25 protein-coding genes are annotated in these 23,079 nt (G+C 44.1%); 1 reads left to right on the plus strand and 24 read right to left on the minus strand.

Features of this window, described 5'->3' with window-relative positions; all coding sequences use genetic code 11:
* Nucleotides 1–5: 5 nt before the first annotated feature.
* The 24 genes from hemL to cobD are packed head-to-tail and all read right to left on the minus strand — an operon-like array spanning nucleotide 6 to nucleotide 21,709.
* Nucleotides 6–1,298 (minus strand): glutamate-1-semialdehyde 2,1-aminomutase, encoded by a 1,293-nt coding sequence (hemL, locus tag QUF07_RS04520; protein WP_217163696.1) that lies wholly within the window; start codon nucleotides 1,296–1,298, stop codon nucleotides 6–8.
* 2 nt (nucleotides 1,299–1,300) lie between these two features.
* Nucleotides 1,301–2,284 carry a porphobilinogen synthase gene (gene hemB, locus QUF07_RS04525; protein WP_217163694.1) on the minus strand — a complete coding sequence of 328 codons (984 nt, stop codon included), beginning with the start codon at nucleotides 2,282–2,284 and terminating at the stop codon, nucleotides 1,301–1,303.
* Nucleotides 2,285–2,311: 27 nt separating this feature from the next.
* On the minus strand, nucleotides 2,312–3,223 hold the full coding sequence (gene hemC, locus QUF07_RS04530; protein ID WP_217163692.1) for a hydroxymethylbilane synthase: 912 nt from the start codon (nucleotides 3,221–3,223) through the stop codon (nucleotides 2,312–2,314).
* Between the two features lie 12 nt (nucleotides 3,224–3,235).
* Nucleotides 3,236–4,498 carry a glutamyl-tRNA reductase gene (gene hemA / locus QUF07_RS04535; RefSeq protein ID WP_289426884.1) on the minus strand — a complete coding sequence of 421 codons (1,263 nt, stop codon included), beginning with the start codon at nucleotides 4,496–4,498 and terminating at the stop codon, nucleotides 3,236–3,238.
* An 8-nt stretch (nucleotides 4,499–4,506) separates the two neighbouring features.
* Entirely contained in the window at nucleotides 4,507–4,965 is a 459-nt protein-coding gene (locus QUF07_RS04540) for a precorrin-2 dehydrogenase/sirohydrochlorin ferrochelatase family protein (RefSeq protein ID WP_217163688.1), read from the minus strand.
* Between the two features lie 14 nt (nucleotides 4,966–4,979).
* On the minus strand, nucleotides 4,980–6,491 hold the full coding sequence (locus tag QUF07_RS04545; RefSeq protein ID WP_217341907.1) for a cobyric acid synthase: 1,512 nt from the start codon (nucleotides 6,489–6,491) through the stop codon (nucleotides 4,980–4,982).
* Nucleotides 6,488–7,315 carry an energy-coupling factor ABC transporter ATP-binding protein gene (locus tag QUF07_RS04550; protein ID WP_289426885.1) on the minus strand — a complete coding sequence of 276 codons (828 nt, stop codon included), beginning with the start codon at nucleotides 7,313–7,315 and terminating at the stop codon, nucleotides 6,488–6,490. The genes QUF07_RS04545 and QUF07_RS04550 overlap by 4 nt, the downstream gene beginning before the upstream one ends.
* Nucleotides 7,308–8,009: a cobalt ECF transporter T component CbiQ gene (cbiQ, locus tag QUF07_RS04555; protein ID WP_289426886.1), complete on the minus strand. Its 702-nt coding sequence runs from the start codon at nucleotides 8,007–8,009 to the stop codon at nucleotides 7,308–7,310. Before cbiQ ends, QUF07_RS04550 begins: the two co-directional genes overlap by 8 nt.
* A 30-nt stretch (nucleotides 8,010–8,039) precedes the next feature.
* Complete coding sequence (locus tag QUF07_RS04560; RefSeq protein WP_217163681.1) at nucleotides 8,040–8,363, minus strand: energy-coupling factor ABC transporter substrate-binding protein; 324 nt, start codon at nucleotides 8,361–8,363, stop codon at nucleotides 8,040–8,042.
* The gene (locus tag QUF07_RS04565) at nucleotides 8,360–9,112 is read right to left on the minus strand and encodes an energy-coupling factor ABC transporter permease (RefSeq protein ID WP_217163679.1); all 753 of its coding nucleotides are present in this window, start codon (nucleotides 9,110–9,112) and stop codon (nucleotides 8,360–8,362) included. The genes QUF07_RS04560 and QUF07_RS04565 overlap by 4 nt, the downstream gene beginning before the upstream one ends.
* Nucleotides 9,113–9,126: 14 nt before the next feature.
* The gene (locus QUF07_RS04570; protein ID WP_217163677.1) at nucleotides 9,127–9,828 is read right to left on the minus strand and encodes a cobalt-factor II C(20)-methyltransferase; all 702 of its coding nucleotides are present in this window, start codon (nucleotides 9,826–9,828) and stop codon (nucleotides 9,127–9,129) included.
* Between the two features lie 9 nt (nucleotides 9,829–9,837).
* On the minus strand, nucleotides 9,838–10,605 hold the full coding sequence (locus QUF07_RS04575; RefSeq protein WP_217163675.1) for a sirohydrochlorin cobaltochelatase: 768 nt from the start codon (nucleotides 10,603–10,605) through the stop codon (nucleotides 9,838–9,840).
* Complete coding sequence (gene cobA / locus QUF07_RS04580) at nucleotides 10,577–11,998, minus strand: uroporphyrinogen-III C-methyltransferase (protein ID WP_217163673.1); 1,422 nt, start codon at nucleotides 11,996–11,998, stop codon at nucleotides 10,577–10,579. The genes QUF07_RS04575 and cobA overlap by 29 nt, the downstream gene beginning before the upstream one ends.
* On the minus strand, nucleotides 11,995–12,747 hold the full coding sequence (gene cobK, locus QUF07_RS04585) for a precorrin-6A reductase (protein WP_217163671.1): 753 nt from the start codon (nucleotides 12,745–12,747) through the stop codon (nucleotides 11,995–11,997). Before cobK ends, cobA begins: the two co-directional genes overlap by 4 nt.
* Complete coding sequence (gene cobJ / locus QUF07_RS04590; protein ID WP_217163707.1) at nucleotides 12,744–13,469, minus strand: precorrin-3B C(17)-methyltransferase; 726 nt, start codon at nucleotides 13,467–13,469, stop codon at nucleotides 12,744–12,746. The genes cobK and cobJ overlap by 4 nt, the downstream gene beginning before the upstream one ends.
* 3 nt (nucleotides 13,470–13,472) lie before the next feature.
* Nucleotides 13,473–14,540 (minus strand): cobalt-precorrin 5A hydrolase, encoded by a 1,068-nt coding sequence (locus tag QUF07_RS04595; protein ID WP_289426887.1) that lies wholly within the window; start codon nucleotides 14,538–14,540, stop codon nucleotides 13,473–13,475.
* Entirely contained in the window at nucleotides 14,518–15,300 is a 783-nt protein-coding gene (locus QUF07_RS04600; RefSeq protein ID WP_217163669.1) for a cobalt-precorrin-4 methyltransferase, read from the minus strand. The genes QUF07_RS04595 and QUF07_RS04600 overlap by 23 nt, the downstream gene beginning before the upstream one ends.
* 5 nt (nucleotides 15,301–15,305) lie before the next feature.
* A complete protein-coding gene (locus tag QUF07_RS04605; RefSeq protein WP_217163668.1) occupies nucleotides 15,306–15,863 on the minus strand; it encodes a decarboxylating cobalt-precorrin-6B (C(15))-methyltransferase in 558 nt (185 codons plus the stop codon).
* Nucleotides 15,853–16,455 (minus strand): cobalt-precorrin-7 (C(5))-methyltransferase, encoded by a 603-nt coding sequence (locus QUF07_RS04610; RefSeq protein WP_217163666.1) that lies wholly within the window; start codon nucleotides 16,453–16,455, stop codon nucleotides 15,853–15,855. Before QUF07_RS04610 ends, QUF07_RS04605 begins: the two co-directional genes overlap by 11 nt.
* Complete coding sequence (cbiD, locus tag QUF07_RS04615; protein ID WP_217163664.1) at nucleotides 16,452–17,579, minus strand: cobalt-precorrin-5B (C(1))-methyltransferase CbiD; 1,128 nt, start codon at nucleotides 17,577–17,579, stop codon at nucleotides 16,452–16,454. Before cbiD ends, QUF07_RS04610 begins: the two co-directional genes overlap by 4 nt.
* A 13-nt stretch (nucleotides 17,580–17,592) precedes the next feature.
* On the minus strand, nucleotides 17,593–18,246 hold the full coding sequence (locus QUF07_RS04620; protein WP_217163662.1) for a cobalt-precorrin-8 methylmutase: 654 nt from the start codon (nucleotides 18,244–18,246) through the stop codon (nucleotides 17,593–17,595).
* A gap of 17 nt (nucleotides 18,247–18,263) precedes the next feature.
* The gene (gene cbiB, locus QUF07_RS04625; RefSeq protein WP_217163660.1) at nucleotides 18,264–19,250 is read right to left on the minus strand and encodes an adenosylcobinamide-phosphate synthase CbiB; all 987 of its coding nucleotides are present in this window, start codon (nucleotides 19,248–19,250) and stop codon (nucleotides 18,264–18,266) included.
* Nucleotides 19,237–20,607: a cobyrinic acid a,c-diamide synthase CobB gene (locus QUF07_RS04630; RefSeq protein ID WP_217163658.1), complete on the minus strand. Its 1,371-nt coding sequence runs from the start codon at nucleotides 20,605–20,607 to the stop codon at nucleotides 19,237–19,239. The genes cbiB and QUF07_RS04630 overlap by 14 nt, the downstream gene beginning before the upstream one ends.
* A gap of 16 nt (nucleotides 20,608–20,623) precedes the next feature.
* Nucleotides 20,624–21,709, minus strand: a complete 1,086-nt coding sequence (cobD, locus tag QUF07_RS04635) for a threonine-phosphate decarboxylase CobD (RefSeq protein WP_217163656.1) — start codon at nucleotides 21,707–21,709, stop codon at nucleotides 20,624–20,626.
* Between the two features lie 456 nt (nucleotides 21,710–22,165).
* Here cobD and QUF07_RS04640 point away from each other — a divergent pair, with 456 nt between their 5' ends.
* Nucleotides 22,166–22,741 carry a cob(I)yrinic acid a,c-diamide adenosyltransferase gene (locus QUF07_RS04640; RefSeq protein ID WP_289426892.1) on the plus strand — a complete coding sequence of 192 codons (576 nt, stop codon included), beginning with the start codon at nucleotides 22,166–22,168 and terminating at the stop codon, nucleotides 22,739–22,741.
* Nucleotides 22,742–23,079: the final 338 nt, after the last annotated feature.

Consider the following 23,079-nt stretch of genomic DNA (forward strand, 5'->3'; position numbering starts at 1 on the left):
GTTAATTAACCTTTCAAAGCGGTATCAAATGCTTGATTAAATGCAGCGATCGTTTGATCAATTTCCTCGTCCGTGTGTTTGCTGGACATGAAATTAGTTTCATATTCAGATGGAGCGGTGTAAACGCCATTTGCCAATAACGCTCTAAAGAATTTCGCGAAGAAGTCCATATCACTCTTTTGGACATCGGCAAAGTTATTCACCGGCCCTTGGTTGAAGAAGTAGCTCCACATCGTTCCAACGTGATGAACGACCACTGGCACATGATGGGCCTTGGCAGCCTCTTCAATGCCTTTAGCCAATCGATCGACCTTATGACTCATTTGCTCGTACATCTCTGGGGTCAACTGATTCAGGGTACTGATCCCCCCAGTCATTGCCAATGGATTTCCGGAAAGGGTTCCGGCATGATAAATCGGACCAGCCGGCGCAACCTGCTCCATAATGTCGCGGCGACCACCAAAGACACCGACCGGCAGTCCACCACCAACAACTTTACCAAGCGTCGTCATATCCGGCTTAATCCCATACAAATGTTGCGCACCGTGATAGGCAGCTCGAAATCCTGACATGACTTCATCAAAAATCAGAATTGAGCCATATTGTTGAGTGAGATCCCGTAACGTTTGCAAGAAGGCCTTGGTCCCCGGGATGACGCCCATGTTACCAGCAACCGGTTCCACAATGATACAAGCAATTTCATCGCCGTGTTTAGCAAAAATCTGCTTGATGGTCTCAACGTCGTTATAGGGCGAAGTCAATGTGTCATAAGCTAAAGATTTGGGAACACCAGGTGAGGTGTTGATATTAAACGTCGCAACGCCGGAACCGGCATCCACCAGTAAGGAATCACTATGACCATGGTAATTGCCGATAAACTTGACGATCTTATCGCGTTTAGTCACTCCCCGAGCAACTCTGATTGCGCTCATCGTGGCTTCAGTCCCAGAAGAAACCATTCGCATCATTTCCATCGAGGGAACGATGGACTGGATCTTCTTGGCAAGTTCAGTTTCCAATTCAGTTGGGGCCCCGTAGCTGGTACCATTTGAAACGGCAGCTTGTAAGTCACTCACTACTTTAGGGTCAGCGTGGCCCAAAATAAGTGGTCCCCACGACAAAACGTAATCGATGTATTCATTGCCATCAATATCATAAATATGTGAACCAGCGCCTTTTTTGATGAATAAAGGATCGCCACCAACGTTCTTAAATGCCCGAACGGGGCTGTTAACGCCACCCGGGAAATAATTGCTGGCTTCTTTAAATGCTTGCTTAGATTTTTCAATTGACCTCAAGTTTAAAATACCTCCCCTTTATTCATGCGATCAGCAACGTCTTTGGCGAAGTAAGTAATAATCAGATCGGCGCCTGCCCGCTTCATGCCAACTAACGTTTCACGAACAATTTGGTCTTCGTTGATCCAGCCGTTTTGTGAAGCTGCTTTGATCATGGCATATTCACCAGAAACGTTGTAGGCAACTAGTGGTAAATCAAACCGATCGCGAACTTCTCTCATCACATCCAGGAAGGCCATTGACGGCTTAACCATCAAGAAATCGGCTCCCTCTTTTACATCGCTGGCTGACTCTCGCAGCGCGTCCAATCGATTAGCAGGATCCATTTGGTAGCCTTTGCGATCACCGAATTCTGGCGCACTGTTAGCCGCATCCCTGAATGGACCATAAAAACTGGAAGCATATTTGACTGAGTATGACATGATTGGTAAATTCTTGAAGTCGTTCTCATCAAGGCCTTGACGGATTGCGGCCACGTAACCATCCATCGCATTGGACGGTGCAATAATGTCAGCACCTGCTTTGGCTTGGCTAACAGCGGTCTTCACGATGTAAGTTAAAGATTCGTCGTTTAAAACAACGCCATCCTTAACGACCCCACAATGACCGGTAGAAGTGTATTCACACAAACAGGTGTCAGCAATCACAATCAAATCAGGATAAGCCTTTTTAATCTTACGAATGGCTTGCTGAACAATGCCGTCATCTTCCCAAGCGGAAGTTCCAACTTCATCTTTATGATCAGGCAACCCAAATAAAATAATGGCTTTGATGCCCTTATCGACAATTACCTTAATCTCATCCAGAATTGAATCCAGGCTAAATTGGTACACCCCGGGCATGGATGAAATCTCTTTTCGATCCTTGATATTGGCATCCACAAACACTGGCATAATTAAATCATCCTTAAGCAAATGAGTCTCACGGACGAGATCCCTCATTGCTGGACTTGTACGTAAACGACGATGACGATCAAAAGTTACCAAAATAATTGCTTCCTTTCAAATTGATGTTTATTGAATAATTTTTAATGCGCCCTCAGAAATTAAATCATCGGCAATTTGTTCACCGAAGTGCTCGATGGATTTCTGATGAGCTTGTTTCTTAAATAAATGTTGGCCATCGATTGAGGCCACCAGCCCCTCGAAAACATATTCATTCGCCTGCTTTGATGCAAAGCTTCCAATTGGAAAGTTACAACTGCCACCCAATTCACCGAGAAAATTCCGCTCAATTGTCACACAGTCGCGGGTTTTTTGGTCGTTAATGGCATCCAAAACGGCAAGGGTATCAGGATCATCTTCCCGGCATTCAACCGCAATGGCCCCTTGACCAGCAGCCGGAATAATCACGTCCTTTAGCGGAAGCTGAGTGTATTTTGACAGATCAACCCCGAGGCGCTTCAAGCCGGAAACCGCAAGGACAACGCCAAACAGCTTCTCCGTTGCAATCTTCTTAATCCGGGTCTCAACGTTGCCCCGAATTGGCACAATTTTTAAATCCGGCCGGGCGTTTAACAATTGACCCTGGCGCCTCGAGCTGTTAGTCCCAATCTTGGCTCCTTGAGGGATCTGAGAAAAATCGTTAATCTGATGTGGTGTAATCAGGCAATCATAAGGCGAGGCCCGTTTGAGGACAGCCCCAATTACCAACCCCTCAGAAAGCTTTGGAGTAACGTCTTTAAGGCTATGAACCGCAAAGTCAATTGTGTGATCATATAATTCTTGCTCAATTTCTTTGACGAAGACGCCCTTACCACCAATTTTTTGCAGGCTATCCTTCAAATTACGATCGCCCTGGGTCGTAATCGTTTTGATCTCAAATCGGATATCAGGGAATTTCTTCGCCAGCAAATCGACCACAATTTTGGTTTGAACAACAGCCAATTTACTACCCCTGGTACCGACAACTTTTACTTTTTCCATGTCAATCCGTCCTCATTTCATATCTTCCTTGGGCAGGCCAAATATGTCACAGAAGAACTCAAGGTCAAAATTGGCATCGTCCTTGACAGACAACTCCTTTACCTGCTTAATTGGTCCCTTAATCATTTGGTTAATGATGCTCTTCATGTGTTTGCGAATCACTTTTTGCTCATGTTCATCCAGATCAGGCAACTTATGCATCAAGCTATCGTAAACGTTGCTTTCAACTGTCAGTGCTGACTTTCGGAGGTCTCGAATGACGGGGACCACGTGAAGCTGCTTTTGCCAAATATAGAAGTCAGTCACTTCTTGAGGGATCTCACGTTCTGTCTTGGCCAACATCTCATCCCGCAGTTCGTGATTATCATCGAGGATTTCGTGTAACCCATCAATGTCAAAGTAATCAAACGATGGCTTCGAAGAGGCAATCTTGACGTTTCGAGGAACCCCCAGATCCACCAAGATTTTAAGGGAGCCGCTATCCTGCGAGTTAATCGTTAAAATAGGTTGTTTGCTGGAAACAGCGGTTGCGACCGCATCGACTTGGGTGACAACTTCAGGCAATTCATCAAATTGAACCGCCTCAACGGTATCACCCAGTGCATCAGCAGCCGCTTCGGCCTTGCTGTCAGTCCGATTCAGGATATAGATATGATCGAATCCCATGGTACTGGCGTTCTTTAACAAATGTGAGCCAACGTCTCCCAAACCGACAACGGCCAACTTGTTACCCTTAACCGTTCCCAAGTGAGTCTTAATTTGATGGAGCCCCGCTTGATGAGACGTCAGTGACAATTCACTGGTTGGATATTTGGTATGCATTCGTTTTGAAAACGAGATGACCTGATTAAACAGGTGCTTGAAAATAACTCCCGTTGTGCCATTATCTTCTGCATTAAAAAATGCTTGTTTAACCTGCCCTAAAATTTGTGGTTCGCCCATGATCAATGAATCCAATCCGACGACCACTTCAAAGAGATGCTTAACGGCATTCTCCTTAATACCAATATTAACCCAATTATTGATCTGCTCCAACGGAATATTAAACCAACGAGCTAAAAATCGTTTCAAGTAATATCGACCGGTATGAACCTGATCGACCACAGCATAAATTTCCGTCCGGTTACACGTCGATAGAATGACGTTTTCAAGAACACTTTTTTCTTGGTTAAGTTTGGAATTGGCTTCAGCGAGTTCTTCCTTGGAGAAAACGACTTTTTCCCGGATATCGATTGGGACAGAGTTCACGTCAATCCCGACATAAATAATGAACAATTTTGAGTTTACCTTCTTTCATCTGGGTACTGAGATTTGAGCCAAGTCAGCATCTTTGCCTTGAGTTGCTTGGACGCACTCGGAGAAGCACCGTAAGTTGAAATCGTGATCATAAAGTTGTCACTGTTAATTTGCGCGACATTATAAAAATCAGAATTGTGCTTGTTGCTGGTGTTGTTCACTAACTGAAATGGTTTTGCTTCCTGTTTAATTCGTTGGTTCACTTCAAAATCATCGGTACAGGCAAACACGAGATCCATTTGCTTGAGATAATCAGCTGCGTAACGGCTGTTAATCCAATGAATGCTATCCGCATCAATCTTGTCATTTAACTCGGGACTCACAACCGTCACATCAGCGCCCACCGCCAGTAATCCTTTAATCTTTCGAGCAGCCACGTTACCACCGCCAACAACGCCGACTTTTTTTTCTGATAAATCCAATAGAATTGGATAAGGCTTTTGCATTTCTCATCCCTTCTTTACTCATGATTCTCAGAAGCCGCCAAGATTTCATCGATCCGGTTCATATCAACGTGCTCCTTGAAAACGTTGGCCAACCTGTCATACTGATTCTCCTTGTATGTGTTGAACTGGCGCTCAACGGCCTTGCCCAGCGGTTTCAATCCCTTCTTCTCTCTCACTGAATTCAAGAATTGCCGGGTCCAATCGATATTGTCAAACAATCCATGGAGATAAGTACCAAAGACGCTGCCGTCTTGATTAACTGCCCCGTCATCCCGATGAGTCGGCTTGCCATTATTTGAAATGATTCGGGAAAACGGGCGCATTTGCGGTCCCAAAGTTGTTGTCCCCATATGAATCTCATAACCGGTTAAGAGCTGACCACTGTGCTTCGCTTCAGCTTGGGTTGTCGTCTTAACTTCATTAAAAACCGTATCTGTGTCCAATAGGCCCAGACCCGTCTGAGACTTTAGATCAGATTCAACTGACTCGGGATCTCGCAACTGATTGCCAAGTAATTGATAGCCCCCGCAGATGCCAACGATTTGGCTGCCATTTTCGGCGGCTTCCTTAATCGCCATGTCGAGATGCTTTTCACGCAGGAACACCATGTCTTCATTGGTGTTTTTACTACCAGGAATGATTAACACGTCTGGTGTCCCAACTTGATCAGCATGACGCACATAGCGGACTGACACGTCCGGTTGTATTTCCAAGCTGTGGAAATCAGTAAAGTTGGAAATCTTTGACAAAGTGATTACGGCAATGTCAATATCCTTCGTGGTATCTCGGGTCTGGCGCTTACTCTGCAATGAAACGCTGTCTTCGTCGTCTAAATCAATGTCGGTCATTGGCAGCACGCCGATAACTGGAACACCGGTCAGTTTTTCAATCATTTGATTACCAGATACCAACAGCGACTCATCACCGCGAAATTTATTGATGATAATACCCTTGATCCGTTTCTGATCTTCTTTTGGCAATAATTTGATCGTGCCGTAAATGGTTGCGTACACGCCACCCCGGTCAATATCGGCAACTAAGATTACTGGGGCATCGGCCATCTTGGCCATTCCCATATTAACGATATCGTTATCACTGAGATTAATTTCAGTTGGACTGCCGGCTCCTTCAAGCACGACAACATCGTTTTCTGCAGCCAACGAGTTAAAAATATCAATGACTTTGGTCCGAAGCTTGGGCTTATAGTTTTGATATTCAGCAGCGCCCATGTTCCCGATCACTTTACCCATAAACACGATCTGGGCATCCGAATCAGTTGATGGCTTCAAGAGGATCGGATTCATCCGCACGTCGGGGGCAACTCCGGCTGCTTCGGCTTGAAAAACCTGGGCACGGCCCATTTCCTTCCCATCTGCCGTAATAAACGAGTTAAGCGCCATATTTTGAGATTTAAACGGCGCCACTTTTTTGCCTCGCTGCTTTAAAATACGACATAAAGCCGTCACTGCCCAACTCTTTCCGGAATCAGAAGTTGTTCCTACAAACATAATCCGTTCAGCACTCATTGTTGCTCACGACCTTTCAATTCAGACTCTTGTTGATTGAACAAATCTTGTTGATCGGCGTATAACGGCAAATGAAGTTTTTGATGAATTTTAACTAACCAAGGTTGCTCTAGCTTACAGTCATTCAACAATTGTTCATCTAAGAAGACATCTTTTTTCCGCCCAGACTTAACGATTTGACCGTTATTAAGAATGAAGAAATGATCACAAATTTCATACATAAAGTCCATGTCATGACTGGAAACGATGATCTTTTGTCCGTTGGCAACCAACCGTTTCATGAGGGCCAGCATTCGCCGCTTACCATCTGGATCTAAGCCAGCGGTGGGTTCATCCAATAACAGCCATTCGGATCTCAGGACCAGGATGCCGGCAATGGCAACCCGTTTCTTTTGGCCACCGCTTAAATATTGAATTGGCTTATTGCGAATGCTTTCAATATCTAACTCTTTTAACACCCGGTCAACTCTGGCATCAATTTCTGCTTGCGGTAATTTAAGATTATGAAGTGCAAAGGCAATATCATCTTGAACAATCGAGTAGAAGATCTGCTGATCAGAATTTTGAAAAACGATGCCAACTTTTTTACGGAGTTCATTTAAAGCGCGCTTACCATACTTAATCGGCACACCATCAACGAAGATTTCACCTTGCGATGGTTTCAGTATCCCCACTAAATTCAAAAATAACGTTGATTTTCCGGAGCCATTTGGGCCAATGATGCCAACAATATTTTCATTATCCTCACCCAGCTTCAACGAAATGTTTTTCAAGGTTGGGCGATTCTTTTCATAAGCAAAGCTCACATTCTTTAATTCAATCATTTTGAGGCCTGCTCTTTCCTACCTTAAATTCACCATCGTAAAGTTTGGCATCTAACGCGTGGGTCATCGCTTCATAGTTCACCATGATTTGTTCAAACAGCATTTTGACTAAAATTGACAACGAATGAAGTGATGTCCGAATATTACGATAACCAAATCGCAGCTTTTGAGCCCGGTGAATTTCTTCGAACGAATCGATAAAGATGAAAATAAACCGATACATCAACATCGTTTCCTCAATAATCAAATTGGATAAATGAAGTGATACCAGCAAATCTAATATCTGTCGAAACGGGGTTGTTAAGGCAAACCAATAGGTACTAACGACAGCGGCCAGCACTTGAACGCCTAGTAGCAATCCCTTTGGCAACATCGCCTTAGAAACGCCAAAGTAGTTACCAAACAAATGAATTGGAAAATATAATTGAGTTTTTGACGCCGACATTGTAAACACAATCCCAATAATGCTTAACAATAAGAATGGCAAAATGACGTAGAACCACTTTAAATACCTGTGAAGTGAAATTTTAGTAACAAATATCGTGTCAGCGGCCACTGCTACAATTAGGATGGCTTTCAACCAAACGATTGGCTGAAAAGCAATCACCATACACATTAGCCAAACTAGGCCTTTAATCTTAGGTGACCAATTAACGATTCGGTTTGTATATGCATATTTGTCGATAACCAGCATCTTAATCAGCCTCCCGTCAATTGATCAGCATTACTTCTTACCATTTTTTTGTTCTTCAATCTGTTTCAATGCTTTTTTCTTACCCCGGGCACTCCCGATGATATAGGCAATAATCCCGGTTCCTAAACTACCTTGAACGGTAAATAGCAGGCTTTCAATTTCGCCTGAAGGTGGCGTCCACAAAGGATGAGCCCAGACTTTATAACTTGGATCAAATTTTTTGATCTGTTCAGTTCCCTGATCATCACTACCGGTAAAGCTGCCACCCTTAGCATAGAAGAATGGCACAATGATTAGGATCAACACGGCTACTAGCAGAAGCAAATTCTGTTTGGCTTTTGAGTTCGTTTTCATCCTAAACTGGCCTCCTTCCAAAGGTTATTACTAATAACAAGGTTATAAACAATCACCGTCAAAAATCCTTCGGCAATGGCCAGTGGAATTTGGGTAACTGCGTAAATTCCCAGGAACTTAATTGCAGCCCCGAATACCCCACCATTTGGATCAGGGAAGACAACGGCTAACTGGAAGGAAGTGGTAACATAGGTCGACCAATCAGCCAGCATTGCACATAGAAATAACGATACTGATCGGTTTACTTTGAAAGCTCGGCAAATTTTATAAACCGCAAAACCAACGAAGGGGCCGACAACGGTCATCGAGAAATTATTGGCACCCAGAGTCGTGAGGCCGCCGTGAGCCAACAATAAAGCTTGAAATAATAGCACAATCACCCCGAGCACTGACATGACACTGGGACCGAACATCACTGTTCCAAGACCAACACCGGTTGGGTGGGAACACGAACCAGTTACTGAAGGCATCTTTAACGATGACAAAACAAAGACAAATGCACCACACAGGGCAAGCATCACTTTGGCATTCTGGGTAGATGATTTCACAATTTTACCCATTCGGTAAAGGCCGTACACAAAGAATGGCGCTGAAACCGCAAACCAGAAGATACACCATTTTGGTGGCAGCATCCCTTCCATGATGTGCATCGCATTGGCATTAGTTGGATACAATAAATAGGCAACAAACGAGAAACTACTCAGCGCAATCGATGTGATGGCCAAATTTCGCTTGATGGAATGATCCATGACCTTTTCCTCCTTTAAAATCTAAGTTGCTTCTTAATCAATACCGTTGAGAAATACGGAACCTTTTCTGAGACATCCATTTCTGAAAGTTTACGGGTCTTTTCACTCTCAAGGGACGCGTCAGTTACTAACAGAGCGTTACCCAAAAGTTCCCTATCGCTCAATAGTTTATAAATTGCTTCAAATTTGGTGGAAACTTTCATCAGGATGACGTTATCGTTGACATCAAGGGCTTGACTGATTTTATCCAATGATGCCGTGGCCGGAATGACCTCCAAAGATTCGTCATCAATCGTTAACGGGATCGAAACTTCCGCGGCAATCTGACTGTAGGATGAAATCCCAGCGATGGTCTTAATTGGCACATCGTCTCTCACAATGTCGGCAAGGTAGCTATAAGTACTGTAAACGGATGGATCGCCGAGAGTGATAAAACCAACATCGTTGCCTGCCTTGACATCCTTAACAATCTCAGCCGCAATTTCATTCCAACTCTGCTGCTTTTCTTCTAAATTGTGAGTCATTGGAAAGTGCCGCCGTTTAATTGTTAACGAGTCTGTAAAGTATGGCGTTGCGATCTGTTCCGCAACACTCAAGGCGCTTTTGTGAGCCTTGGGCGTGTACAAAATATCTAACTGTTCAATTGTTTTGACAGCTCTAACCGTCATTAATTCACTATTTCCCGGCCCAACGCCGATTCCATAAAACGTTCCCATAAGCTCCTCCTACATCACTTGTTTTAAATGATCGATATACATTTGCTGGATTTCTGGGTACTCACCCAGGCCAATAAACTTGGCATCCGCCGTTATTCCATGCACTTGAAGCTGAGAGCTCCATGACGTTGGTGAATCAGACGCCATGTCATGGTGAGCATGATTGCCGGCGACCATCATTAGTGGCTGCATCACAACGTGTTGAATGCCATCATTAGTTAACCGTTGAATTTCAAAATCAATGTCTGGATAACTTTCAACGGCCCCAACATAGTTGCCGGTTCCCATCAGCATATGATCCAAGCAGGCATAAGCCGTAAAGGCACTATCAGCTGTTCCATGCCCCATTAGTAAAAGTCCCGAATGTTCGGCCTTAGCTGGAACCATTCCCTTAATGAAAGCCACTAGCCGCTGATAATCTTCAAAGGTCTTCAACAACGGCGCACCCAGAACAATTCTTTGAAATGCTGATTGGAACTTGGCGACCACTTCTTTAACCAAGTCATACTCAATCCCCGGAATAAGATGAAGTGATTGAACATAAACCTCTTCAAAGCCAGCTTGACGAATCTTTTCCAATGCTTCTGTTGGCGTATCAATCTTAATTTGTTCGTTCTTTTGAATCCGTTTAATCACCACGTTCGAGGTGAATGCTCGAAATACCTTGGAATCGGGAAAAGTTTGCTGAAAGGCTTCCTCAACTGATCCAATCGACTTTTTACGAGTATCCGGATACGTTGTTCCAAAACTAACGATGAGAATTGCTGACTTTGTCAACGTTTTTTGCCTCCTTCAAAATAGTTAATACGGCTTGGTATGATGGCTTAACGGTAACTACATTGTTCAGGCCAACTTGGCGACACTTCTCGGCAACTTTTGGCCCCATTGCAATACATTTCAGCACCTGTAATGCCTTTAATTGGTCTTGACTGAGATTTCTGACCAATTCAGCTACACTTGCTGAACTCGGAAAAACAATGGTCTGATAATCATCGAAGTCAAGATCCTGTTCAACAGGCAAGCGGCGATAAGTTGCCAGTAAATGAACTGACGCTTGCGGATTCATGTCAGCCAGTTCACGTTGTTCGCCAATAACATAGGTTGGTTGCCCAAAAGTCGATAACTGATCGGCAACACCATCGACCACGATGCCAAACGACCTCAGATGACGCGCTACTACGTGATTTTTGGCAATGAATTGCCAAGTGACCAACTGACGCAAATCAGCTCCGATGGCCATCATCTTGGCTTGAAAATACCGGTAAGCGTTGATGTCATTAACAAATAACGTTGCTGGCCCAGATAATTTCGGTAGAGCGAAGTCTACGGGTTGAGTTTCACCACGCTGGAAAAATCCAACCGAGGCGCCGGCATCTTGTAACAAACTAAATAATTTCGACTGTTTCTTATATGGAACCAAAATGTGCTGACCAAATAGAACGGGATGAGGTTGCAAGGCTTGCATCAGCTGAGCAACCTGACCAACTACGATTAAAGCGGGCGACCCAATTTGGTTTTCGGCAACAGCATGAACAATGTTGACCAAATCAGATAATACTGAGCGTTGGTTCCAATGGGTTGCCCATTGAATAACAGCAACTGGAGTTTTTGGATTTTTCCCATTTTCAATCAACTGACTGGTAATCTTTGCCAGTTGTTCCATTCCCATCAAGAAAACCAGCGTTCCTTCCTGATGAGCAATGTTATGCCAATCAAGTTCCTCACCCGTCTTTTTTCGATGACCGGTAATGATATGAAAGGCCGAGGCAAAATCGCGGTGGGTAATCGGAATGCCAACAGCGCCTAGACCGGCGATTGCACTGGTTATTCCGGGAACCACTTCATAATCAATGTGGTTACGCTTCAGGTACTGACTTTCCTCGCCGCCCCGGCCAAATACATAAGGATCTCCTGCTTTCAGACGGACGACTCGTTTACCTTCGTTGGCCAGTGTTACTAGCAGATCATTAATCTTATATTGACTGTATTTATGATGGTGAGGCAATTTACCAACGTCAATTTTCTCTGCGTTGGTCTCCATCAACAAAGCCGGGTTTACCAGTCGGTCATACAAAATGATATCCGCTTCAATTAATCGTCGTTTAGCTAACAGTGTTAGTAATTCTGGATTGCCGGGGCCAGCCCCGACTAATGAAACAAATCCACTCATTGCATGACCCCCAATTTCCGCTTTAACTCTTCAAACGAACCAGTCACTTCAGGATAATTTACTGCCGGTCGTTTAATGACCAAACATAAAATCTGTAAGTCTTGACATGCTTGAATTTTTTCTGGCAAACCACCGCGCCGACCACTCTCCTTAGTAACCACAATTTTGGCACCAGCTCGTTTAATCAATTCAACGTTCAGGGTCTCAGAAAACGGTCCCTGAATCGCGTCAATCTGATTGGCCTGATACCCTGCTTGGGATAGTAAGTCCATCACCCGGGCTGTTGGTAAGACTCGGACATGAAGTCGATCAACCCCAAGCTCGTTGGCAAATTCACTTGCCGTTTTACTACCGGTTGAGAGATAAATGTTGCCGGGGTGCTGCTGGAGAAAGGTAATCGCAGCTGCTGTATCAGCAACCACTTTTAGAAACGGCCCCTCTTCATGCATTTCTTGGCGCTCAAACCGAATGTATGAAATCGCGTTCTGCTTAGCCGCAATGATGACATGCGTGGAGATCGAGCGGGCAAATGGATGAGTGGCGTCAATCACCAGCGAAATCCGATTTGCTTCAAATAAGTCGTGAAACTCAGCTGGTAAAATTGCCCCCAGATGCACATGAGTGGCATGTTGTCGGGCCAGTTCGGCTCCATATTCAGTTGTCACTGACAGGATAAACGGCTGTTTAGCCTCCGTCAGCATGTCGGCAATTGTTAAGCTTTCACTCGTTCCGCCAAGCAATAAAATCATAACGTGTAACCCCTTGGTGTAATCATCCTGTCATCAGCAACGTATGTATTTTTATTGCCGACAATCACGATGGTGGTCATATTAATTTCTGTCTCATCCAAATCTTTAATCGTGGTAATTTTATCGATCTCCCGTTTTCGGGCAACATCTTTACCAATTCCAACGACCGTATCGGGAGATTTGTACTTCAAAATAATGTCCAACGCTTCGTGGAGGTTGTTTGGCCGCCCCTTACTGCGGGGATTGTACAAGCAAATCACAAAGTCAGCTTTGGCAGCTGCATCAACTCGTTCTTTGATCACGTCCCAAGGCGTCATCAAGTCACTCAAACTAATATGGCAAAAGTCATTCATTAAAGGCGCCCCGAGTGCGGCAGCTGCAGCGATACTGGCAGTCACTCCAGGGATCACCTTAATGTCGACGTGTTTGTCCTCTTTGGCAGCCATTTCCAAAACCAGTCCAGCCATGCCATAAATGCCGGCATCGCCACTTGAAATAATGGCAACGTCTTTCCCAGTTGCGGCAATTTCAATCGCTTTTTTCGACCGTTCGATTTCGCCACGCATCCCGGTCGTCACAATTTCCTTGCCCTTAATCATGTCTTCCACCAAGTGAATATAAGTAATGTAGCCAACAATTGTATCCACTTTTTTAATCGTTTTAATTGCTTCTTGCGTCATTAACTGTTGTGAACCTGGTCCTAATCCAACAATGTATAGCATCATTTAATCATCCTTTTTGAGTATAAGTTTACTAACCGCCATGGTGACTTGGTCAGCTGAAAATCTTTCGTTGATTGTCCGATTACCGGACCCAAATTCTGCGGCCGAATTGGCAACGTTACCAACCCCGATCGTCTTCTTAACAAAGGGAGACTGGTCGTAGTGGCTGGCAGTGCTTTGCAGCTGCTCGGCAGAATAAAATTCAGTTGGCACCCCAAGACAGTCTGCCAAATAGTGAATGGCATTTTCGTGTGCCTTTTTTTGAATTGAGACCACTTTATAAATCGATCGCCAAACGAGATGCTGTTGCGTACAAAACTCGGTAAAGGCATCCTGCATCATTTTGTAAGTCACGTCTTTGCGACTGCCAACACCCAACACATTGACTTGAGGAATAATCTGAAGTGAATTCTGCCGTTTTTCGATATTATCCTTGTCGGAAATGATAATCAGCGGAATTTCTAGATGCTGCTGATCAATTTCATCAACGACTTCCAATCCGTTAAACTGCTTCACAATTCCGCGGAAGTCTGGATCAACGTAAAGCAATAACGGACTTCCTTCAACCAAGCGAGAGTTGAACAATTTGGTGTTGTATTTAAATTCCGGGTACCAGCCGTTATATCGTTGGGCTAAGGTGTCAATTGCTTGAACATGCTCAGTGTCCGTGGCAGTGGTGATCACCGGCTCAGAATCAAGTAATTCGGCAATTTGTCTGGTTAAAGCGTTGGCATGCCCGACATGGCCTGACAACAGACTAATCACGTGGTTGGCTTGTTCATCCATGACAATCACCGCTGGGTCCACGGTTTTGTCCTGCATGAGCGGGCCGACTTTCCGAACGACAATCCCCGTAGCCATAATGCAAACCAGGCAATCGAAGGTTCGAAAAGCCTCTGCAAACGCTGAAGTAAACTGGCCCTTGCCGAATGTATCTTCCCTATTTGCCCCATACTTTTCTGGAACCAACACCTGACTTTCAGGAAGTAATGTCTGAACACTTTCAGCCGTTTTGGTCCCCGGTCCAGTCAGTGCCATGATACAGATACTAGTCTTTCTTTGCTGTGGCATTTTTAATTCCTTTGCGATAAGTGTGGGTAAACGTTGGATCATACAATCTGGAATAAGTGTATTTGTCACCCAAAAATTCCCCAACCATTATCAACGCCGTCCGAGAAATTCCAGCCTTACCAACCTTATCGGCAATGTCTGCTAAGGTCCCTTTGACCATCTTTTCATCGGGCCAGGTTGCCTTATAAATAACGGCCGCTGGGGTTTCATCCGTGTAGCCGCCGGCAATCAGTTGGCGAACCACTCGACGAATACTCTGAACGGATAAGAAAATCACCATTGAGGTATGATGCTTGGCAAGCGATGTCAATGACTCATCTTCGGGCACTTTGGTCCGGCCAGAAATTCGAGTGATAATCACACTTTGAGCAATTTCTGGCACCGTGTATTCAACCCCCATTTGGGCTGCAGCACCAAGGAAGGAACTGACTCCTGGAATACACTCGTAATCAATATCTCGTTTCTTTAACTCTTCAACTTGTTCTCTAATCGAGCCATAAATTGAAAAGTCACCGGTCTGCAACCGCACAACTGATTCGTTTTTGTCGACGGAATCAGCCATTCTAGAAATAATGTCATCCAACGTCATCGAAGCGCTGTCAAATTTCTGCGCACCAGGCTTGCAATAATCCAGTAATTTTGGGTTAACCAGAGAACCCGCATAAATAACAACGTCCGCCTCTGCTAAACGGCGATAACCCTTTAATGTAATCAAATCTGGGTCTCCAGGACCTGCACCAACAAAACTGATCAAACTCATCTTTATCATCCTTTCGTGGAACTTAATACGATACTTGGGTTATGATGCTTGAAATAATGCCCCTTACCAAGCGCATGCCACTTTGAAACATCCACTTGGGTCATTTCCAAATCACTGACGTCTTCATCTGCCAACGCTTGATAAGCTTCCAAAGCATTTTCAATCAAAATGAAGTTCAGGACCAATGCCCCACCCGGTTTCAAATGAGCCAGGCAGTCAGTAATGATCTCTTTTAAATTAGAACCACTGCCGCCAATGAATATTGCATCGAAATCTTCATCGGGAATTCCTTCAGGAGCGTTGGCCGTTACCAAACTGATATTATCCGTGTGAAATTTCTCGATATTCTTGCTCATAATATCAATGGCATCCGGGTTCTTTTCAATCGATGTCACTTGTAAATCAGGAAATTCCACCGCCGCTTGGATACTGACACTACCGGTCCCAGCCCCGACGTCCAACAAGGTTGTTTTGCCATTGAGCTGCAGCTTATCAATACTAACGGCCCGCACCTCGGCTTTAGTCATTGGCACCTTTGTTCTTAAAAATTCTTCATCTTTCATTGGTAATAATCACCACGTTCATTTTGTATTTGCGATTCTCAATAGAATCTTCGGTAAATCGGGAGATCCGTTCTTCGGGGTAACTCAGCATTTCCCCAACGTAGATAGTTCGATGCTGATGACGTTGTTTCACTTCCCTGGCAATTTCAACCGGCCCAATTTCCTCATCAGTTACCATGCCGATCGTTTTGTGAAGCAATAGAAAGTCAAAATCAGGTACCCGACCATGGCTGCTAGTCAGGTAACAATCGTTCATTGACAGACCAACCTGATGAAACAGATACTGGATCGAACTAATTCCTGGGATAATTTTCACCATTTTGGGATCAAAGTTTGCCAGTACCCAGTTGCCAATTCCGTACAACAACGGATCACCAGAAGCTAGTACAACGATTGGCTTTTCAAAATTCTCACAGATAATTTTCTTGAGAACAGCTAAACGGGTAAAAATGACTTTCTTTGCCGGGGCCACTGAGAAAATGTTGAGCTGGCGTTCAGAACCAATCACAATTTCTGCTTTGTCCACCATCTCTTGAGTTCCAGAAAGCATCAACGACTTCTTGCCAGGACCAATGCCAACCACTGTGATCATTTCCATCGCGCTCCAATCTCAGCTGCCGGAATTGTTGATGCGAGAACTCCCGAAGTGTTGGAATAAATCACGGCATCAATATCAACCTTGGGCTCTCGATGCGCAATGTATTTCTGCGATCGATCCTTAATCTTATCAACAATGACTTGCAAGACCCGTTGATAGCCGTCTTCTTCAACAATTTTGAGCATCGAGATTGTTGTCAGGCACTTATAAACTCTTTGCAGCATTTCTGTCGGCGCACCCAAGAGAGCCAAGTTAGCCACCATAATTTCGGCACGGGCATCGGCATCCTTACTATGAGTGGAGAAAATGCCACCGGAAACTTTAATTAGTTTCCCTAGGTCGCCCACAATCAAGACCCGTTTAAAGCCAATTCGCTGGGCTTCTTTCAACACGTAACCAACAAAGTTGCTCATTTGCACGATCTTTTCGGCTGGCAATCCCAACTTTTCTTTTGCAAATGCTTCACCCGCATCCCCTGGCGTCAGGATAATATCCTCATCACCACGTTTCTTATGGATATTCATCTCGATCGAAATGGATGCTTTCCAGCTATCTTCGGACATTGGCGTCACAATTCCGCTGGTGCCAAGAATTGAAATGCCGCCAACAATTCCCAACTTTGGGTTATAGGTTAATTTAGCAACTCGTTCGCCCTCTGGCGCTGAAATAATGACGTCAGCTCCCCGATCTGGGCCAAGCACTTTGCGGACACTCTGTTTGATCATTTTCCGCGGTGTCGGATTAATTGCCGGCATTCCTGGTTTGTTGGGGAGCCCTTCTTGGGTCACGCGACCAATTCCTTTGCCGCCGTCAAGGTTGATTTGGTTATCATCCCGCAAATTGACGGTCGAATAAATCAGCATTCCGTCTGTTGCGTCTTGGTCATCGCCACCGTCCTTCTTAATCGCAACGGCGGCTTTTTGCTTGTCAAAATCGCATTTTTCAATCGTAAACGTGACATTTTGACCATTGGCTGCCTGAACACTCACCGCCGCTTGTTCCTTTTGATCCAATAATGCGGTCAGTGCGGCAACGGATGCTGCCGTCGCTGTTGTGCCAGTCGTGAAGCCCTTTCGCAGCTTACGGCCGTTGTAAAAAACAAAATCATCGACTGCCATAGATCCACTCACCTCACTTAATTAAGTCAAGATTGTAAATAATTGCATTGGTCAGGGCCGCGGCAAGATTACTGCCGCCCTTTCGACCAATTGCCGCAATTGCCGGCACGTCGCTGTTGACCAATTCGTCTTTACTTTCCTTGGCCTCAACAAACCCAACTGGAACACCGATAACCGCGGCGACTTCCAATCTGTTTTCTCGAATCATCTCGAGAATCTTATACAAAGCAGTTGGCGCGTTGCCAACCACAAATACTTTTTCTGTTGGCAACTTGGCTGCAACCTCAATAGCTGCCATCGATCGGGTGATCCCTTTCTCATTGGCAACTTCCCTCACTTCCGGATCGCGGATAAAGCAATGGTATTGAACACCCAACGCGTCTAATTTTCGCTTATTGATCCCTGACAAAGCCATCGTTGTATCGGTGATGATGGTCCCATGATTCATGATCGCATGCTTGATATTTTTGATGGCATCATGCGTGAATCGCAGGCTGTGCATGTAGTCAAAATCTGCAGTTGTATGAATTGCCCGTTTGATAATCTGTTCTTCAATTGGGGAATTAAAGGTATAATTTGGATCAATTTTATCGATTTCGTCTTGAATCATCGCAAAACTTTTCTCTGTAATTTTATTGGGAATTGTGATGTATTTTTCCTCTGCCATATTTGATAACTCCTTTGTTATGCATACAAAATGATGGAAAGTGACGCCATTGCGAGTAAACCGATAATGGCAGCCGCATATAACATATGGATCGTTTCTTCAATCTTGCCAACGGTTGCTTCTTCTGGATCTTGAACCAGAGTCCCAATGTATGGTTTCGTGACTAATTCGCCAAAATAGTAGTGTGGTCCACCCAATTTTAATTTCAATGCACCGGCAACCACTGACTCTGAAAAGCCACTGTTGGGACTACGATGATTTTTACGGTCATGAATTCCGACCGAATAGGCAAGCTTGCTGTCGTAGCCTAATAGTGCGCAGGCGGCCAATAGGAATAGCCAAGTTAGCCGAGCCGGGATAAACCCAACCACATCATCAATTCTCGCGGATACCATGCCAATATCGCCATACTTCTCATTTTTGTACCCAATCATTGAATCCAACGTATTGACGGCTTTATAAGCAATCCCCAGAGCCGGACCACCCAACAACAGGTAGAACAACGGGGCAATCACACCATCACTTGTATTTTCAGCGATGGTTTCAATGGTTGCCTTGCACACCTGATCTGCGGATAGGTTCTGGGTATCACGCCCAACGATCATTCCCACCTGATAACGAGCTTGCTTAAGGTTGCCATTCTGCAAACTCTTCATGATCTTATGGCTTTCAACGGCTAGTCCTTTCATCGATAAGCAGGTGTAACATAAGTAGGCGCCAATTATGAATTGAATGATCGTCACTGCATTTGGTGGGATGAACGTCATCAATGAAACTGCCCAGAAAATGAATAAAACTGCCGCAAACGAGAAACCGACAACAATCAGCCAAATGACCAGCCCAAAGAATTTTCTCAACGTGTGAGAAAATGTCGGTCGATTGAGAAATTTCGTTAATAACGCAATCAATTTACCCATTAATTTAACGGGATGTGGCCATGTTGGCGGGTCGCCTAAAATCGAATCAAGGACAAAGCCGCAAAGTGCCATACTAACTATTTGCATTTTCCATTGCCCCTAAATTGACTAATAACTGGTTAAAAATCATTGGATCTTGATAGAAATGAATGTGAAGATAACTGGCAAAAGTGTTGTGAACTTGATACCCGCCTGTCCACTGAGAAACAATCTCGCCATCAATCACTTTCTTCATTCGAAGAACCGGTTTGAGTTGATTACCAGGAGCAAACGTTGAATGATGAAATTCATGGCCACGGACTTTGATGCCTTTTTTGGCGAGAATCGTGTCCTGAGTCGGTTCTGCAAAGCAATAACCGAACCGCCGTAGTCGAGAAGTCATTTCACTGACTCCGTCGAACACGCCGACCATTTCATATGAATGATCGTGATCAACCAATCGCTTACCGAGGTACATTAAGCCGCCACACTCCGCATATACCGGGCCACCCGCTTCGGAAAATTGTTTAATGGCTACTTTCATCTGTGTGTTGGCAGCTAATTCTGCAGCAAATTCCTCTGGATACCCACCGCCAAGATACAGCGCGTCAACTTCAGGCAATTGGTGATCTTGTAACGGGCTGAAAAATTTCAATTCAACGCCAATCTGATTCAATAGACTCAAATTGTCTTCGTAGTAAAAACTAAACGCATCATCGTAAGCTACGCCAAGTCTTAGGTGAGCTGGATGAAAACCAATTGGAACAACAATCGGTTCATGATCTTCCTTCATTAACCCAACCAGCCGGGTTAAATCAACGTGGTCGGCAATTAATTCGCCCAGCTTAGCAATCTTCTTATCAACCTGCGGTAATTCATTATCCGGAACTAATCCCAGTTGGCGAGAAGGCAAGCTAATTTCATCGCAGTGCGGCAAATATCCCAGCACAGGAACGTTGTCATATTTTTCAACCGCCTCTTTGATGAGCTGATAATGATGATCGGATTTCAAATTATTAATGATGACGCCAGCAATGTTAACTTTTTCATCAAACACCTGAAAGCCTTTCACGATCGCTGCAACCGAGGTCGATGCAGCGTGACCGTCAACGACTAAAATAACTGGCAATCCAAGCATTTTAGCAATGCTGGCCGTTGAATGGCTGTCCTTATCAATCCCCAAACCGTCATATAACCCCATCACGCCTTCAACCAAGCCAATATCAATCTTTTCCGTGTCCCGATTAAATAGGTAATTCAGCATCTTAGCATCCGGCACCAAAAAATTATCAATATTTCTTGAATCCCGGCCGACGATTCTGGAATGAAACTTCGTATCGACGTAATCTGGGCCAACCTTGTATGGCTGGATCTGATACTGTTTACTCAACACAGCCAGCAATCCAAGCACAACACTGGTTTTACCAGATCCGCTCGTCACACCGGCGATCAACATCTTTTTCACATTGTTTCACTTCCTTTTAACTTAGGGCATTTACAACAACTGATTTGAGCGCCATGAGTAATTGAGCGTTTTCGTGGTGGGAACGAACCGCTACTCGATAATAATCATCGCCAAGACCGTAGTAATCTGCACACGAACGGATCATGATACGCTGATGCCACAATTTTTCTCGAAGTTCAGGCACTGCACTCTTAATGAGATAGTAGTTAGCAAACGAATCGAAAACCTGAATGTTTGGGAGGGCTTTGAGACCAGCTAGTAAAAACGGCTTTTCGGCCTTAAGCCATTCGTATGTCTGCTCAATGTACTGAACATCCTGATACATATGTTGCCCGAATTGATCGGCTAACGTATTGACTGACCATGGTTCTGCTTGTCGATTCCAAGCATCCTGTAACGCCTTATTCTTAGTAACCGCAAACCCTAATCTCAACCCTGGAATTGCAAAAAACTTTGTCGCCGACCGTAAGATGATGACCGGGGATTGCTCGGTTAAATGACTCACGAAGCTCCATTTATCATGATCTACAAAATCCATGAATGCCTCGTCAATAATCAACCATTTGTGATTCTGGGAACAATAATCAACAATCTTTTGCATTTCCAGCGGCTTAATAATCGTCCCTGTCGGATTGTTGGGATTGCAAAGGCAGATTAAATCAATCTCCGGCTGTCCTTTTAAGTAATTGATCAGACCGCTAGAATTCAGCTCAAATTGATCAGCAGGCTTCAGATAATAATGCGCGACGGCCATCCCCGACCGGGCAAATGATCGTTCATACTCCCCAAACGTCGGTGCTAAGACCAGTGCTTTCCTTGCTTGAACAGCATTTGCAGTATCAAAAATCATTTGAACAGCGCCGTTGCCTACCATGACATCCTGACTTGAAACGTTAAAGTGATTGGCAATGGCGCTTTTCAAGTCTGGATACTCAGGATTGGGGTAATAAATAACCTGGTCAAGTGACTGTTTGAGAACTTCTAACAAATATTTGGACAACCCCAGCGGATTAATGTTGGCACTGAAATCAATCATTTCGTCGGCTGATAGTCCTAGTTTGTCAGCAATTTTTTCTCTGTTACCACCGTGAATAACTTTCATAGTTCGACTCCAATTTCTTCTTTGCTTTGAGACAGAAAGTCCTAAATCGTGCAGATTTGTGAAATCCTTTTCATATGTTTCCAATTCAAAACATACACTACCAAGCCCGTATCGCACAAGGCGTTTCAGCTAACCATCCTGCTTTGTGGAATAATTCCCCTGATTCATCTAAAATGTGTTAAATATGAAAGCCAAACCTCAGTGACTCGAAACCAAGATGCGCAAAATATTGATAATCAAATTCCCAGCGAAGCCAGTTTTAAAGGATTTAAAGAAACCGGTTACATTTTACAAGTCAATTAATTATCAATTTTCTGACTCTGGGGCACCCAAAATCGTCTTTTTTATCCTATTCTGTAAAAAACATGACTTTTTTATTCAATCAAACTTTCTGCCAACCAGTTAACCACATTTTTAAGGTATGATAGCGATAACTTATAAAAGGACTGATTAATGATGAAAATTTACACCAGAGCTGGCGACAAGGGTAAGACACAGATTATTGGCCATCAGGTTGTCCAAAAGGATGATGCCCGGGTGGAAGCTTATGGGACCACGGACGAACTCAATTCATGGGTTGGCTATATTGTCTCGACTTTGACCCCCCAGACATCATCATTGGCAAACGAATTGGAAGAAATTCAACAACTCTTGTTCGATGTTGGCAACGATGTGGCCAATCCCGCCTCAGAATCACACCGAGAATACAAATTTGATCCGGAAACTGCCGCAGAGGCAACTAAATGGCTTGAAGAAAAAATTGACGCTTACACCAATACCGTTCCAAAAGTTAAAAAATTCATCCTTCCGGGAGGCTCAAAAGTTGCAGCGGCACTCCAAGTCGCCAGAACCGTCACCCGAAGATCAGAGCGGCGAATTGTCACACTCAAAAATCAAACGACTATTAATAATGAAGTAATGGGATTCATCAATCGACTGTCAGATTATTTCTTTGCTGTTGCTCGCTATGCCAACTATTTAGAAAAGCAGGACGAAGTAACTTATCGGAACAGCAAGGAAATATTCCGCTAATAAATCGTGCCAGCAAGTGCGTGGTTGGCACATTACTTTCATAACCAAGAATGGGGAATCGGGATTTTGATCAAACACTGTTTTTCGTTTTCCAACCTATCCTTCAAAAAGACCATCTAGTTTCAGAAAAAGATTCATTTTCTGGACTAAGTGGCCTCTTTTTTTGTACTATAAAGTTGTGATAAACGCTATTTTGAGTTGATGTTGATTAATTTTTAGTTTTCATTTTCAAATTTTCAATAAATTATTTGGGCGTCAATTCCCTCATTAACTGGGCTGTAATCCCTTTTTAAGCTCACATGAGCATGTTTGGCGACTGGTAATATTGAGCCATTAGC

The organism is Lentilactobacillus sp. TOM.63 (assembly GCF_030361045.1).
Taxonomy (GTDB): Bacteria; Bacillota; Bacilli; order Lactobacillales; family Lactobacillaceae; genus Lentilactobacillus; species Lentilactobacillus dabitei.